This window comes from Nonomuraea sp. CX421, from assembly GCF_059358955.1.
This window is the reverse complement of sequence record NZ_JCADBK010000008.1, coordinates 186574-201406: the sequence shown is the minus strand read 5'-3', so window position 1 is coordinate 201406 and position 14833 is coordinate 186574. Positions and strand designations below refer to the sequence as shown.

The following is a 14833-nucleotide window of genomic DNA, read 5'->3' as shown; positions in this document are numbered from 1 at the left end:
ATCCGGGTAATTCGGTAAAGAGAAATGAATGCTTTATGACGTATCATCGCGATGATCCCCATGAAGGAGGCCCGAATGGGAGGTCCGGAACTGAGTATCGACCCACTCACCCTGGACCAACTGGCCCAACTCACTGACGAATCGTTCGCGGCTCTGGCCGGCACCATAGGAAACATGCGGAGCGAAGCTTCTCGAGTATGGGACCAACCGAGCGGGAGAAGCGGATGTCCCGGCGATGAAACTCCCACTGGCTGACCTCGCGGCGGGCCGTATCCAGCCCGCCGCGGTGGCCCCTTGGCGGCTGGCCGAATCACGCCGTCATCTCATCCTGATCGAGGCGCTGCGGCGCCGGCTCCTGTCCGGGGACCCGGCTCCGGAATTCGCCGCGGCGCACCGTCAGCTGGCCAAGGCCGAGCACGAGGATCCGTGCCGGGTGCGCGAACTGCTGGCGGCGCCGCAGGTCGGCGTCTGGGCGGCGCGCAGCCTCCGCGCGACAGCCCGGCCCGACACCCGCTATCTCGCCGAGGTGGCCGCGGCGGTGGCCGGCCCACCCCGCCCGCCCGACCTGCGGATCGCCAGCCACGGTCTCGTCCTGCGGCTCTGTCTGGTCAACGACGACCCCTACCTCGACCTGTACGGCGAACGCGACCCCGCCCCCCTCCTGCCCGCCTGGCGAGACGTGCTCGACGCGGGCTGGCGGCTGCTCGGCGGTCACCTGCCCGGCACGGCGGCGGCGATGGCCGAGACCCTGCGCGTGCTCGTCCCCCTGTTGCCCGCCGTGCCGGGCGTCCTGCGCAGCTCCACCTCCGGCTGGGCGTTCGGCGCGATCGCGATGTCGATGCCCGCCGACGACGTGGAGTGCGCCGAGACCCTGCTGCACGAGTTCAGGCACGTGCTGCTCGGCGCGGTCACCAACCATGTGCCGCTGGTGCGGCCGGACACCGGCTGGACCGGCCGGGCGCCGTGGCGCGACGACCCCCGCCCGGCCGAGAACCTGCTGCAGGGCTGCTACGCCTACGCCGGGCTCATCGCCTTCTGGCGGCTGCTGCTGGACACCCCGCACCACGACCGGGCCCTGGCCGGGATCCGCGCCTGGGAGGAGCCGACCCGCAAGGCGATCGGCGAGCTCGCCGGGTCGGGAGCGCTGACCGCGGAGGGCGAGCGCTTCGTGGCCGAGATGCGGCGCTCACTGTGACATGGGCTCGATGTCGAGGTCGATCCGGCCGCCCTGCTGGGTGAGCAGCGCGTGCGGGTGGTCGGGCAGCACCTCGGCGTAACGCGCCAGGGTCTGCTCGCACAGCGCCTGCGCCTTGTCGGTCTCGCCCGAGGCGCGCCGGTCGAGCACCAGGTTGCTCGCGGCGGCCAGCGCGCGCGGGTGACTCTCGCCGAGCGTCTCGCTGAAGATCTTCAGGGCGGTCTCGCCCAGCTCGCGGGCCCGCTGCACGTTGCCGAGCGCGGCCAGGTCGCTGGCCAGGTTGGTCATCACCGTGGCGGTGCCGGGATGCTCGGCGCCGAGCCGGCTGGTGTGGTGGTCAAGCGCCTCCTGGTCGATCCGGCTGGCGCCGAGCGGGTTGCCGAGGAGCCGCTGGACGACGGCCAGGTTGACGGCCGCCGCCTGGGTGTTGGGGTGGGTGCGGTCGCCGGTGACCTTCTCCCAGGCCAGCAGCGTCTCCTCGCCCAGCCGGGCCGCCGCCACCAGGTCACGGTCGAGTGTGCGGCTGAAGACGAGGGTGACCGCGCAGTTGAGGGTCTGGCGGTGGGCCGGGCCGAGGATGCGCGCGTGGCGCTCGAAATTCTCCTCGCCGAGCTGCCTGGCCTCCTCGTAGAGGCCGACCCAGCGCAGCGCCGCCGACAGCTCGGTCTCCCACTGCAGCCTGACCGCGTGCCAGGGGTGGTTCTTGCGTTCGGCCAGCCGGCAGACCTCGCGGATCAGGTCGAGCGACTCCTCGACCCGGCCGAGGTTGCGCAGGTCGCGGGCGATGGCGAACTTGGAGCTGAGGGTGTAGTCGGCGGCGTCGCCGAACATGCGGCGCCGCTCGTCGTGGGCGCGCCGGTCGTAGGACAGCGCCTCCTCGTAGCGGCCCAGGCAGCGCAGGTCGAGCGCGATGTTGTTGAGCAGGTTGAGGGTCTGCAGGTGCTCGGACCGGAACACCCCTTCGTACAGCGGGAGCAGCTCCATGTCCTGTTTGTAGGCCTCGGCGTAGTTGCCCTGGTGGCGCTGCAGGCGTGAGTAGGTGCCCGCGGTCTTGAGGTAGGCCTCGTTGTCGCGGCCGTGGGTGCGCGCGAGCCGGGTCTGGGTGTCGATGGTGAGCTGGCCGGCCCGCTCGACCTCGCCCAGCTGGAACAGGCAGATCGACACCTCCAGCGCCAGCATCAGCGTCTGCAGGTCGTCGGGACCGAACCGCTCCCGCCAGCTGTCGAACACCAGCTGGCCGAGGTTGAGGCCCTCGCGGTTGCCGCCGCGCAGGCGCATCCGGCGCACCTGGTTGATGATCAGCGCCCGGACCCTGGGGTTGGCCGACTCGTGGCCGCCGGACGGGATGAGGTGCTGCTTGGACAGCTCGTACTGCGGGTCGTTGGCCTCCTTGTCGGGCACGCCGGGGTCGGAGGCGGCCAGGAGCTCGTGCGCGATCCGCCGGTATTCGGCGACCTGCTCGGGCTCCTCGCGCTGCATCTTGCCCCGGGTGACGTCCTGCACGACCCGGTGCACCTGGACGACGTTGCGCACCCCGAAGATCTTCAGCAACGAGAACCGGGCCAGCTCGCGCACCGCCCGCCGGAACGTCGCCTGGTCGCCCAGCACCCGCCCGAGCTCCTCCGGCAGGCTCCCGCCGGCCGTGAGCGTGGGCCGTACGATCAGCTCCTCGGAGATCGGCTCCGGCGAGAAGAAGCAGAGCAGCTTGAACAGGCTGCGCGCCTCGTCGGAGATCGTGCCGTGCGACACGCTCCAGGTGGTGGCGACCGGCTCGGGGTAGTAGATGTCGACGGGCTGGCCGAGCATCTCGTGGGCGTTGCGCCGGTAGAGGGCGAGATAGTCGCCCACCGCCATGCGGGTCTCGATGAGGTAGGCGGCGGCGTGCTCGCTGGCCAGCGGCAGGTGGCCGAGCGCGTCGGCTAGCCGCGCCGCCTCGGCCACCCGCTCCGCGTCGGCCTCCCGGGTGCCGCCCGGCCCGAGGCCGGGGATCCGCCGGCGCAGGAAGTCGATGCTCTCCTCCGCCTTGAACGCGCCCACCTCGATGCCCTCGGAGTTGAGCTCGCGGCGCCACTGCGCGATGCGGGAGGTGATGATGACGTGCCCGGCGCCGCGCGGGATGTAGGAGCGGATCATGTCGGGGTCGGTCACGTTGTCGAAGACCAGCAGCCAGCGGGAGTACTTCTTCCCGGTGCGCAGCGCGTCGAGCACGATCTGGGAGGAGTAGTCGCGCTCGGTGTCGGAGAACTCCGCCAGGCCCATCCGCCGGCCGAGCGCGATGAGCGCGTTGCGGACGGTGTCCTCCTGCTCCGACCTGACCCACCACACCAGGTCGTAGTCGGCGGCGTGGCGGTGGCAGTATTCGGCGGCGATCTCCGTCTTGCCGACTCCGCCCATGCCGTAGAGGGGCTGCAACGGATGGCCGAGGACGGCCTGCGAGGTGGCGCCGAGACTCGCGCGCAGCATGTCGAGCTCGCGGTCACGTCCGGTGAAGTGCGGGTTGCGGAACGGGATCTCGCGTCCCCAGATGGGCTCCACGGGCGAAACCGGTGCTGCGGCATGATGCTGGGTCACGATTACCTCGCCGGATTTCGAGCGCCTGAGACGCTTTACGGGGTTCATAGTAACCCCGCGTCAATGGCGTGGCCGCGCGCCTCGGTCATTCCGGTGCCGGCCGATGGCACGATATCGGCCACACCGAATCGGCGATCCACCGACTGCTCCCTTTACACCTTTTCTCCCAATTCAATTCGCCACATAACAGCTAAATCGTCATTATGGGGCGAATTGGACATTCGTTTCACCCGCACAGCCGGGCACACCTTTGGTAAGGTGCCCCCGCAGGATCAACGGCTCACCGGCCGCGCACCACATTTCCGCTGGTGGCTGATTGACGAGGAGGCCGGTGATCAGCGAGTCTCGACTTATCCGGCCACGGATGAGGAGGCCTCGATGAGCGGAGCGGACGCCTCTCCGCTGTCCGGACCGTCCGCTCAGGAGCTCGCCTCCGTCTGGGCCGCCGCCGAGGCCGCCCTGCGGGCCGGAGACCTCGCCACCGCCCGCTTCCACGCCACCAGCATCGCCGAGAAGTCCCGCCGCCGCGGGCTGCAGCGCCGCTTCGGCGGCGCCTACCGGCTGCTCGGCCGCATCGCCCGGGCCGACGGCGACGTGGAGTCGGCCGAGCGGGCCTTCCGCACCGCGTTGCTGACCTACACCCTGCTGGAGGACGGCTGCGCGGCGGCCCACGTGCTGGCCGAGATGGCGCAGACCCGGCTGGGCGCGGGCCACTTCGGCGCCGCCACCGACCTGTCCCGCCAGGCGGTGCAGCGGGCCCCTGGCGACGTGCGGGCCCTCACCGTGCTCGGCTACGCGCAGTGGCTCAGCGGCTCGCCCGCCGACGGGGCGAGCGCCTTTGAGCAGGCGCTGCACATCAACCGCGACGCCGCGTCCGCCCTCGCCGGGCGCGGGCAGATCCGCGCCGACCTGGGCGACCACCACGGCGCCCTGGCCGACCTCGGCCGTGCCCTGGCGCTCGGCCTCTCGCCGAGCGACGAGGCCGACGTGCGATCGGCCCGCGCGCTGGCGCTCGCCGGGCGGGGCGAGCTCGACGCCGCCGAGGCCGAGCTGGCTCATGCGCTCGCCCTGGCCCCCGACCGGGTCCGCACCCGGCTGCGGAGGGCCCGCATCCGGGCGGTGACCGGCGACACCGAGCAGGCCCTGCGCGACCTGGAGGAGATCCGCTTCACCGACACGGCGCCCGTCGAACAGGCCACGGCGCGCCGCGCCCTGGCCGGGCTGAGGCGGACTCTGTCACCGTGAGGATCACGATCGTCGCGGGCGACATCACCGAGCAGCAGGTCGACGCCGTCGTCAACGCCGCCAACTCCAGCCTGCTGGGAGGCGGCGGGGTCGACGGGGCCATCCACCGGCGCGGCGGCCCGGCGATCCTCGCCGAGTGCCGCGAGCTGCGCGCCTCACGCTACGGCGGGGGCCTGCCCGTCGGCCAGGCGGTGGCCACGACCGCGGGCGACCTGCCCGCCCGGTGGGTCATCCACACCGTGGGCCCGGTCCACTCCCGCGCCGAGGACCGCTCGCACCTGCTCGCCTCCTGCTACCGCGAGGCGCTGCGGGTCGCCGACGAGCTGGGCGCCGTCACCGTCGCCCTGCCGGCGGTGTCGGCCGGGATCTACGGCTGGCCGGCCCTCGACGCCGCCCGCATCGCGGTCGGCACCGTCCGCGCCACCCCTGCCCGGGTGGCCGAGGCGCGGTTCACGCTGCTCACACCCGACGTCCTCGCCGCCTTCGAGCAGGCCCTGCGCGAGACCGGCCGCACCGGCGGCGAGCCCCGCTGAGGCGGGCGGTCAGTCCCGGGTCAGGGCCCGGCCGATGACCACGCGCTGGATCTGGTTGGTGCCCTCGACGATCTGCAGCACCTTGGCCTCGCGCATGTAGCGCTCCACCGGGAAGTCCTCGACGTAGCCGTAGCCGCCGAACACCTGCACCGCGTCGGTGGTGACCTTCATGCACATGTCGGTGGCGAACAACTTGGCCATCGCCGCCCGCGTTCCGTAGGGACGGCCCGCGTCACGCAGCCGGGCGGCGTCGAGGTAGAGCGCCCGGGCGGCGGCGACCTGCGTGGCCATGTCGGCCAGCATGAACGAGACGCCCTGGAAGTCGGCGATCCGGCTGCCGAACTGGCGGCGCTGCCTGGCGTAGGACAGCGCCGCGTCGAGGGCCGCCTGCGCCACGCCGACCGCGCAGGCCGCGATGCCGAGCCGGCCGCCGTCGAGGGCCGCCATGGCGATGCGGAAGCCCTCGCCCTCGGCTCCGACCAGGGCCTCGCGCGGCAGGCGTACACCGTCGAAGCGGACCTGGGCGGTCGGCGAGGAGCGCATGCCCATCTTGTGCTCGGGCTCGCCGTAGGAGAGGCCGTCGAGCCCGGCGGGGACGTGCAGGCAGGAGATGCCGCGCGCGCCCGGCTCGCCGGTGCGGGCCATCAGCAGGTAGAAGTCGGCGACGCCGCCGTGGGTGATCCACGCCTTGACGCCGTCGACCGCGTAGCCGTCGGGGCCGGGCACCGCCCTGGTGGTCAGCGCCGCGGCGTCGGAGCCCGACTGGGGCTCCGACAGGCAGTAGGCGCCCAGCAGGTCGCCGCCGAGCATGGCGGGCAGCAGCGAGGCCTTCTGCTCCTCGTCGCCGTACGCCGCCACGGGGAAGCAGGAGAGCGTGTGCACCGAGGTGCCCAGCCCGACGGTCAGCCAGCCGGCCGCGAGCTCCTCCACGACCTGCAGATAGACCTCCTGCGGCTGGGCCCCGCCGCCGTGCTCCTCGGGGTAGGGCAGGCCGAGCAGCCCGGAGGCGCCCAGCGTGGCGAACACCTCGCGCGGGAACCTCCCGGCCGCCTCGTCGGCCGCCGCGCGGGGCGCGACCTCCTTGGCGACCAGATCACGCGTCAGCTCGATCAAATCGCGCGCCTCGTCGGTCGGCAGGGCCCGGTCAACAGTCATCGGCACAGAACTCCTCGGAAAGGTACATGTCCCCCCGATTCTGCCTAAACGATCACCAATTCACGAGACGTGTTGTTGAGCCGCTCCCCTCCGGACTCGCCGCAGACCACGATGTCCTCGATCCGGGCGCCGTGCCTGCCGGCCAGGTAGATGCCCGGCTCGACGGAGAACGCGAAGCCCGGCTCCATCGGCTCGGCGTTGCCCGTGACGATGTACGGCTCCTCGTGCGTCTCGATGCCGATGCCGTGCCCGGTGCGGTGGATGAAGTGGTCGCCGAAACCGGCCTCGGCGATGAGGTCACGGGCCGCCGCGTCGATCGACTCGCACGGCACGCCCGGCCGTACGGCGGCGCAGGCGGCGTCCTGGGCCCGGCGCAGCACCTCGTAGTAGGCGGCGAAGTCGGCCGGCGGCTCGCCCACGGAGTAGGTGCGGGTGGAGTCGGAGCAGTAGCCGTTGTGCAGCTGACCGCCGATGTCGACCACGACCGGCTCGCCCGCCTGGATCACCCGGTCGGACACCTCGTGGTGCGGGCTGGCGCCGTTGGGGCCGGAGCCGACGATCACGAAGTCGACCGTGTCGTGACCCGCGGCCAGGATCGCCTCGACGATGTCGCGGGCCACCTCCCGCTCGGTACGGCCGGCCCGCAGGAAGCCGGGCACCTGCCGGTGCACCGCGTCGATCGCCTCCCCCGCCTCGCGCAGCGCGGCCACCTCGGCGGGGGACTTGCGCTTCCGCAGCTCACCCAGCACGCCGCCGGCCAGCACCTGCTCGGCGCCGGGCAGCACGTCACGGAAGCGCAGCGACGACATCGCCCACATCCGGTCGGCCAGCCCCACGACGCCCGGCCGCCCCAGCCGCGCCGCCGCGATCCGGTAGGGATCATCGGTCTCGTCCCACGCGACGAACTCCAGCCCCAGCCGCGAGGCCGGCGACGCCTGCGCGGCGGGCAGCTCCAGGCGCGGCACCATCATGTACGGCTCGCCCGCGGCCGGCACCACCAGGCACGTCAGCCGCTCCAGCGGCTTGGCGTCGTAGCCGGTCACGTAACGCAGATCGGGCCCGGGGGTGAGCAGCAGCGCGTCGATGCCGGACTTGGCGGTGGCCTCCTGGACGGCGGCCAGGCGGGAAACGGGATACAGCTCTGAAGACGTCACAGTGACAAATCTACTCGGACCGCCCGGCCCTGAAGCCCTGCCGGGTAGCGCGGGCGGGAGCCATCCGGCCGTCCGGTTCCCGGCCGAATCCGCTCGGATCCCGCCGCCTAAAATCCCGGAAAGCTCTCACCACAGCACAAGCCATCCCCACCGTACGCACTTCTTCGATGACGTACTGTGAGCCGAATGTCCCGTTCCACTGCATGCGAGTGTGAGGCTTCGTGAGCGCCCCAGGCGACTGCGAGTTGCTGGCCGCACGGCTCGCCCACGCCCAGCGGCTGGGCAACATGGGCTGGGCCGAGTGGGACCTGCGCACCGGTGAGGCGACCTGGTCCGACCAGGTCTTCACGATCTTCGGCAGGCATCGCGACGCCGGCCCGGTCCGGCTCGCGGACCTGACCGCGCACGTGGAGCCGGCCGACCGCAAGGCGCTGGCCCGGCTGCTGGCGGAGGTGCTGCGGGACGGACGGCCGGCGCAGGCGGAGTTCCGCATCCGGCGCGGCGGCGAGCTGCGCGACCTGCGCGTCGTGCTGGAGCCGCTCGCGTCGCCCGGCGGGCCGGCCCGCGTGCACGGCGTCGTCCAGGACATCACCGGCCGCCGCCGGGCCGAGCGGATCATGTCGGAGTCGCGCCGCCAGCTGCTGGAGGCCAGGGAGAAGGCGGCCGAGGAGCGCCACGTGATGCTGGCGCTGCGCGAGGCCATCCTGCCCGAGCCCGTCGGCTGCCTCGACCTGCCGGAGACCAGGATCGCGGTGCGCTACGTGCCGGCCGAGAAGACGGCGAGCCTGGGCGGCGACTGGTTCGAGGCCGCGCCGCTGCCCGACGGCCGGGTGCTGCTCGCGATCGGGGACGTCTCGGGACACGGCCTGCCCGCGATCGCGCGCATGGCGCAGCTGCGGCACGCCCTGATCGGGCTGACGATGACCGGCGAGCCCGCCGAAGTGCTGCTCACCTGGCTGAACGAGCTGGTCATCCATCGGCTGGAGGAGACCACGGCCACCGCGGTGATCGGCCACCTCGACACCTCGGCGCGGGTCTTCAGCTGGGCCAGGGCGGGCAACCTGGCGCCCATCCTGGTGCGCGACGGCACCGCCCGGCCGCTCGACCAGCCGAAGGGCGTGCTGCTGGGCGCCGCGTGCGGCCAGCCGTACCAGCCGGCCCGGACCGAGCTGCGCGGCGGCGACCTGCTGCTGATGTTCACCGACGGGCTGGTGGAGCGGCGCACCCGCGACATCGACGAAGGTCTCGACCTGGTGCTGAAGGCCGCCTCGCAGCTGCGGGGCGGCGACCTCGACGCGGGCCTGGACCGCGTCCTCGACGACATCGGCGGCCCCAACCCGGAGGACGACGCCTGCCTCCTCGCGGTGGGCATCCTGGGACCGGGCGGCCCGTAGGAGGATCCGCGAGGGGCCGCCAGGAGTGCGACCATGGACCCGTGCTCATGCTTCTGGACACTCCCTCGCTCTACTTCCGGGCCTTCTACGGCATCCCCGACTCGATCACGGCGCCCGACGGCATGCCGGTCAACGCGGTGCGCGGGCTGATCGACATGATCGCCACCCTGGTGCGCGCCCACTCCCCCACCGGGATGGCGGCCACCATGGACGCCGACTGGCGGCCCGCCTTCCGCGTCGCGGCCATCCCCACGTACAAGGCGCACCGGGTCGCCCACGGCGACGCCGAGGAGGTGCCCGACACGCTGGTGCCCCAGATCCCGGTCATCGAGGAGGTCCTCGACGCCGTGGGCATCGCCCGGCTGGAGGCCCCCGGCTACGAGGCCGACGACGTGATCGGCACCCTCACCCACCGGGCAGGCGGGGCGGTCGACATCGTGACGGGCGACCGCGACCTGTTCCAGCTGGTCGACGACTCGCGTCCGGTGCGGGTCCTCTACACCGTGCGCGGCATCCGCAACCTGCAGACGGTGGACGAGGCGTTCGTGACGGCCAAGTACGGCATCCCCGGGCGCGCCTACGCCGACTTCGCCACGCTGCGCGGCGACCCCAGCGACGGCCTGCCGGGGGTCGCGGGCGTGGGCGAGAAGACGGCCGCCTCCCTCATCACCCGCTTCGGCTCGCTCGACGCGCTGCTGTCCGCCCTCGACGCGGGCGTCACGGAGGGCTTCCCGGCGGGCAGCCGCACCCGCCTGGCCGCCGCCCGCGACTACCTCCGGGTCGCGCCCGACGTCGTACGGGTCGCCCCCGACGCGCCCCTGCCCGACGCCGACCTGACGCTCCCGGCCAAGCCCCGCGACCCCGAGGCCCTCGTCCGGCTCGCCGACCGCTACGGCCTGGACAGCCCGCTCAACCGCCTGCTCGACGCGCTGCCCCGATAACCGCCACGGTAGGTTGACCGCGTGTCGAAGACGAGCGTTCAGATCCCCGGCGAGGTCCCCGCCAGGCTGGAGGACGGGTTCGCGCGCATCCGGCGCGAGTCCGGGCTGCCCGACGCCTTCCCCTCGCGGGTGCTCGACGAGGCCGAGTGGGTGGCCGAGGTGCCCAGGCTCGACGGCAAGGACCTGACCGACCTGCCGTTCGTCACCATCGACCCGCCCGGCTCGATGGACCTCGACCAGGCCGTCCACCTCGAACGGCTGCGCGGCGGCTACCGTGTCTGGTACGCGATCGCCGACGTCGGCGCGTTCGTACGGCCGGGCGGGGTCATCGACACCGAGGCCCGCTCCCGGGGCGCCACCGTCTACCTGCCCACCGGCAGCGTGCCGCTGCACCCGCGGGTGCTGTCCGAGGGCGGTGCCAGCCTGCTGCCCGGCGTCACCCGACCGGCCGCGGTGTGGTGCGTCGATCTCGACGCCGACGGCCGCACGGTGGGCGCCGACGTCCGGCGGGCGTTGATCCGCAGCCGGGAGCGGCTCGACTACGCCTACGTGCAGGCGGCCGTCGAGACCGGCACCGCCGACGGCACCCTCGGCCTGCTGGCCGAGATCGGCGCGCTCCGGCTGGCGCTGGAGCGCGAGCGCGGCGGCGTCACGCTGCCCACCCCCGAGCAGGACGTGGTGACCACCGACGGCGGCTACCGGCTCACCTACCGGCTGCCGCTGCCCGCCGAGGCGTGGAACGCGCAGCTCTCCCTGCTCACCGGCATGGCGGCGGCCTCCATGATGCTCGACGCCGAGATCGGCGTGCTGCGCGTGCTGCCCGCGCCGCAGCCGCGCGACCTGGACAAGGTGCGCCGGGTGGCGGCCGCGCTGGACGTCCCGTGGCCCGACGGCGCCGGCTACGGCCAGGTGGTGCACGACCTCGACCCGGCCAACGCACGGCAGGCGGCGTTCCTGCACGAGTCGAGGGTGCTGCTGCGCGGCTCCGGCTACGTGTCCTTCAACGGCGAGCCGCCCCCGCTGGCCGACCACGCCGCCGTGGCCGCGCCCTACACGCACGTGACGGCCCCGCTGCGCCGCCTGGTCGACCGCTACGCCACCGAGGTGTGCCTGGCGATCGCGGCGGGCGAGCCGATCCCCTCCGACGTCGCCCGGGCCCTGGACGAGCTGCCCGGCCTGATGTCGGCCGCGGCTCGCCGCTCCTCGGCGGTGGAGCGCGCCTGTGTCGATCTGGTGGAGGCGTTCCTGTTACGCGACCGGGTCGGCCAGGCGTTCGAGGCCATGGTGATCGATGTGGACGAGCGCCGCGGCGACGGCCAGGTCCAGCTCGCGGACCCCGCCGTGATCGCCCCCTGTGACGGCCCTCTCCCCCTCGGCGAGCACATCACCGTACGACTCACCCGGGCCGACCCGGCCACCCGCCAGGTCCGCTTCACCCCCGCCTGACGCGCCTGCCCGGCGCGAGACGAGGCCGCGCCCGGGGTCCGGACGCGGCCAGGTGAGGCGGTCACTTACGGAGCGGCCGCCATCCCGCTCCGAGGCCCATCAGATGGAGGGCGACGCAGACCAGGCCCGCGAGGGCGAGCGTGGTGACGGTGAGCACGCCGCCCACGGCGACGTCGGCGATCTCGAAGATGAGGGCGAGCACGAACAGCAGGGCGGCGACGAGGGCGAACATGGCAACCTCCTGGGGGATGGCCGGACGCCGCGTGGGCGGGCTTCGCGGCGGATCCGAGAGGACTGGGCCGAGCTTGCGACATGGGGATTTCCGCCGCTCCCAGCCGGAAAACCGCCCGAACGGTGACGTTGCGTAGACCCACGATGACATCACCTTGACCGGGCGGTCAGTACGCCGCCCGGCCGCCTGCGGACGTCAGGTGAGCGAGGAGTAGGCCACCACCCCGCGGCGCATGGCGTCCATGGCCTTGGTCGCCGTCTGCTTGATCTTGCTGCCCTCCGGCACGGCGTTGCCCAGCTGGCCGAGCAGGTCCATCAGCTGCTTGATCCACCGGACGAAGTCGCCCGCGGCCAGCTCGCTTCCGTTGACGCCGTCCATGAGGACCGCGTCGAGGCTGTGGCCCTTGGTCCACCGGAACGCCGCCCAGGCGAAGCCCAGGTCGGGCTCGCGGATGGTCTCCAGGCCGTGGTCGGACTCGATGCCCTCCAGCTCGCCCCAGAGCCGGACCATCGAGGTGAGCGCGTCCTGTGTGCGCCCCGCCGGGATCTTGGGACGGCGGGCGTCGTCGGCCTGTCGCGACTCGAACACCAGCGCCGACACGCACGCCGCGAGCTCCGCCGGGTCGAGCTCCTCCCACAGCCCGCTGCGCAGGCACTCGGCGGTGAGCAGGTCGAGCTCGGTGTAGAGGCGGCCAAGGCGGCGGCCCTCCTCGGTGACGGTCTCGCCGCGCAGGTAGCCGAGCTGCTCCAGCACCGAGCAGATGCGGTCGAAGGTGCGGGAGATGACGTGGGAGCGGCCCTCGACGCGCCGGCGCAGCCCCTCGGTCTCGCGCAGCAGCTTGTGATAGCGCTCTGCCCAGCGGGCGTGGTCCTCGCGCTCGTCGCAGCCGTGGCAGGGGTGCTGGCGAATGCGGCGGCGCAGCTCGTTGATCTCGTCGTCCTCGACCGCGTGGTCGCGCGCCCTGGGCGGCTTGCCCAGATCACGGTCGCCGAGCTTGGCGAGCAGCGTCGAGACGAGGTTGGCCCGCTCCTTGGGCGAGCGGCCGTTGAAGTTCTTCGGGATGCGCAGCTTCTCGATCGGCTCGACGGGCACCGGGAAGTCGGCCGGGTCGAGCTTCTTGACCTGCTTGCCGATCGTCAGCACCAGCGGGCTGGGGCCGTAGCCGCGCGGGTTGCGGCCCGGGTCGAGCACGATCGCCAGCCCCGCTCGGCGCCCGCCGGGCACCCGGATGACGTCGCCCGGCTGCAGCGCCTCCAGCGACCGTACGGCCGCCGCCCGCCGTGCGGCGCCACGCTGCTTGGCCAGCTGCGCCTCGCGGTCGGACAGGCGGCGGCGCAGCCCGGCGTACTCGGTGAAGTCGCCCAGGTGGCAGGTCATCGCCTCCTGGTAGCCCTCGAGCGCCTCCTCGTGCTTGCGCAGCTGCTTGGCCAGCCCGACGACCGCCCGGTCGGCCTGGAACTGCGCGAACGACTCCTCCAGCAGGGTGCGGGCGCGCTCGCGGCCGAACTGGCCGACCAGGTTGACGGCCATGTTGTAGGACGGCTGGAAGCTGGAGCGCAGCGGGTAGGTGCGGGTGCCGGCCAGCCCGGCCACCGACAGGGGGTCCATGCCGAGCTGCCAGAGCACCACGGCGTGACCCTCGATGTCGATGCCGCGCCGCCCGGCCCGGCCGGTCAGCTGCGTGTATTCGCCCGGTGTGAGGTCGGCGTGGGTCTCGCCGTTCCACTTGTCGAGCTTCTCGATCACGACGCTGCGCGCGGGCATGTTGATGCCGAGCGCCAGCGTCTCGGTGGCGAACACCGCCTTGACCAGCCCGCGGGTGAACAGCTCCTCGACCACTTCCTTGAACGCCGGCAGCATGCCCGCGTGGTGGGCGGCGAGCCCTCGCTCCAGGCCGTCGCGCCACTCCAGGTAGCCGAGCACCGCCAGGTCCTCGTCGGGCAGGTGCGCGGTCCGCTCGTCGACGAGCTGGCGGATCTCGTGACGCTCCCGCTCGGTGGTGAGCCGGATCCCGGCGTTGAGGCACTGCTGAACGGCCGCGTCGCAGCCGGCCCGGGAGAAGATGAACGTGATCGCGGGCAGCAGCCCCTCGGCGTCGAGCTTCTCGATCACCTGGGTGCGGTCCGGCGGGCGCGAGCGCGACGGCCGGCCGTTGCCGCGCCGGCCGCGGCCGGCGGTGAGCCGCTCGGCGTCCCGCGTGACCCGCATCAGGGTGGGGTTGATGCGGGGCGTCTCGTCGTCGGGCATGAACAGGTCGTAGATGAGGTTGCCGACCATCATGTGCTGCCACAGCGGCACCGGCCGGTGCTCGTCGACGATGACCGTGGTGTCACCGCGCACCTCGCCGAGCCACTCGCCGAACTCCTCGGCGTTGCTGACCGTGGCCGACAGCGCCGCCAGCCGGACCGACTCGGGCAGGTGGATGATGACCTCCTCCCACACCGCCCCACGGAACCGGTCGGCCAGGTAGTGGACCTCGTCCATCACGGCGAACCCCAGCCCGGCCAGCGTCGCCGACCCGGCATAGAGCATGTTGCGCAGCACCTCGGTGGTCATGACCACGATCGGAGCCTCGCCGTTGACGCTGTTGTCGCCGGTCAGCAGGCCCACCTTGGCGGTGCCGTAGCGTTTGACCAGGTCGTTGTACTTCTGGTTGGACAGCGCCTTGATCGGGGTGGTGTAGAAGCACTTGCGCCCCTGCTCCAGGGCCAGGTGGACGGCGAACTCTCCGACGACCGTCTTGCCGGAGCCGGTGGGGGCGGCCACCAGGACCCCGTCGCCCGCTTCGAGGGCGCGGCAGGCGTCGATCTGGAAGTCGTCGAGCTCGAACTCGTACAGATCGCGGAACGATCTGAGAGCGGGCCCGTCGTCACCGTACTTTTCACGGAAGGCCGCGTAGCGTTCCGCTGGCGTTGTCATGACGCCAGCCTACCGAAATCGTCTTTCCGGTCCGTCCTGCCCGGCTGA

At 72.6% G+C, this 14833-nt stretch carries 11 protein-coding genes; 6 read left to right on the top strand and 5 right to left on the bottom strand.

The window, feature by feature from the left end; all coding sequences use genetic code 11:
• Positions 1-235: 235 nt before the first annotated feature.
• On the top strand, positions 236-1195 hold the full coding sequence (locus AC5L3X_RS17530) for an aKG-HExxH-type peptide beta-hydroxylase (RefSeq protein WP_494858025.1): 960 nt from the start codon (positions 236-238) through the stop codon (positions 1193-1195).
• Here the strand turns inward: AC5L3X_RS17530 and fxsT are convergent.
• Positions 1187-3730, bottom strand: coding sequence for an FxSxx-COOH system tetratricopeptide repeat protein (gene fxsT, locus AC5L3X_RS17525; RefSeq protein ID WP_494858023.1), 2544 nt, complete (start codon positions 3728-3730; stop codon positions 1187-1189). The two genes, AC5L3X_RS17530 and fxsT, sit on opposite strands and share 9 nt — an antisense overlap.
• Before the next feature lie 414 nt (positions 3731-4144).
• Here fxsT and AC5L3X_RS17520 point away from each other — a divergent pair, with 414 nt between their 5' ends.
• Positions 4145-5011, top strand: coding sequence for a tetratricopeptide repeat protein (locus AC5L3X_RS17520; RefSeq protein WP_494858022.1), 867 nt, complete (start codon positions 4145-4147; stop codon positions 5009-5011).
• Complete coding sequence (locus tag AC5L3X_RS17515) at positions 5008-5544, top strand: O-acetyl-ADP-ribose deacetylase (protein WP_494858020.1); 537 nt, start codon at positions 5008-5010, stop codon at positions 5542-5544. Before AC5L3X_RS17520 ends, AC5L3X_RS17515 begins: the two co-directional genes overlap by 4 nt.
• A gap of 9 nt (positions 5545-5553) precedes the next feature.
• Here the strand turns inward: AC5L3X_RS17515 and AC5L3X_RS17510 are convergent, their stop codons facing one another.
• Positions 5554-6699 (bottom strand): acyl-CoA dehydrogenase family protein, encoded by a 1146-nt coding sequence (locus AC5L3X_RS17510; protein WP_494858018.1) that lies wholly within the window; start codon positions 6697-6699, stop codon positions 5554-5556.
• A gap of 44 nt (positions 6700-6743) precedes the next feature.
• Positions 6744-7853, bottom strand: coding sequence for a M24 family metallopeptidase (locus AC5L3X_RS17505; protein ID WP_494858016.1), 1110 nt, complete (start codon positions 7851-7853; stop codon positions 6744-6746).
• Positions 7854-8074: 221 nt separating this feature from the next.
• On the opposite strand from AC5L3X_RS17505, the gene AC5L3X_RS17500 reads away from it, so the two are divergent.
• The 3 genes from AC5L3X_RS17500 to AC5L3X_RS17490 are packed head-to-tail and all read left to right on the top strand — an operon-like array spanning position 8075 to position 11634.
• Positions 8075-9247: a PP2C family protein-serine/threonine phosphatase gene (locus AC5L3X_RS17500; RefSeq protein ID WP_494858014.1), complete on the top strand. Its 1173-nt coding sequence runs from the start codon at positions 8075-8077 to the stop codon at positions 9245-9247.
• Positions 9248-9294: 47 nt separating this feature from the next.
• Positions 9295-10188: a 5'-3' exonuclease gene (locus AC5L3X_RS17495; protein ID WP_494858206.1), complete on the top strand. Its 894-nt coding sequence runs from the start codon at positions 9295-9297 to the stop codon at positions 10186-10188.
• A gap of 21 nt (positions 10189-10209) precedes the next feature.
• The gene (locus tag AC5L3X_RS17490; RefSeq protein ID WP_494858012.1) at positions 10210-11634 is read left to right on the top strand and encodes an RNB domain-containing ribonuclease; all 1425 of its coding nucleotides are present in this window, start codon (positions 10210-10212) and stop codon (positions 11632-11634) included.
• A gap of 61 nt (positions 11635-11695) precedes the next feature.
• Here AC5L3X_RS17490 and AC5L3X_RS17485 read toward each other — a convergent pair whose 3' ends face one another.
• Together AC5L3X_RS17485 and AC5L3X_RS17480 are read right to left on the bottom strand one after the other, a co-directional pair.
• Positions 11696-11866, bottom strand: a complete 171-nt coding sequence (locus AC5L3X_RS17485; protein WP_189128409.1) for a hypothetical protein — start codon at positions 11864-11866, stop codon at positions 11696-11698.
• Positions 11867-12061: 195 nt separating this feature from the next.
• Complete coding sequence (locus AC5L3X_RS17480; RefSeq protein WP_189128408.1) at positions 12062-14785, bottom strand: DEAD/DEAH box helicase; 2724 nt, start codon at positions 14783-14785, stop codon at positions 12062-12064.
• Positions 14786-14833 lie beyond the last annotated feature (48 nt).

Excerpts from the sequence above, each read along its gene's own strand:
- AC5L3X_RS17530 (WP_494858025.1), top strand. The coding sequence starts at position 236 with ATGAAACTCCCACTGGCTGACCTCGCGGCGGGCCGTATCCAGCCCGCC.
- AC5L3X_RS17520 (WP_494858022.1), top strand. The coding sequence starts at position 4,145 with ATGAGCGGAGCGGACGCCTCTCCGCTGTCCGGACCGTCCGCTCAGGAG.
- AC5L3X_RS17510 (WP_494858018.1), bottom strand. The coding sequence starts at position 6,699 with ATGACTGTTGACCGGGCCCTGCCGACCGACGAGGCGCGCGATTTGATC.
- AC5L3X_RS17495 (WP_494858206.1), top strand. The coding sequence starts at position 9,295 with ATGCTTCTGGACACTCCCTCGCTCTACTTCCGGGCCTTCTACGGCATC.
- AC5L3X_RS17485 (WP_189128409.1), bottom strand. The coding sequence starts at position 11,866 with ATGTTCGCCCTCGTCGCCGCCCTGCTGTTCGTGCTCGCCCTCATCTTC.
- AC5L3X_RS17480 (WP_189128408.1), bottom strand. The coding sequence starts at position 14,785 with ATGACAACGCCAGCGGAACGCTACGCGGCCTTCCGTGAAAAGTACGGT.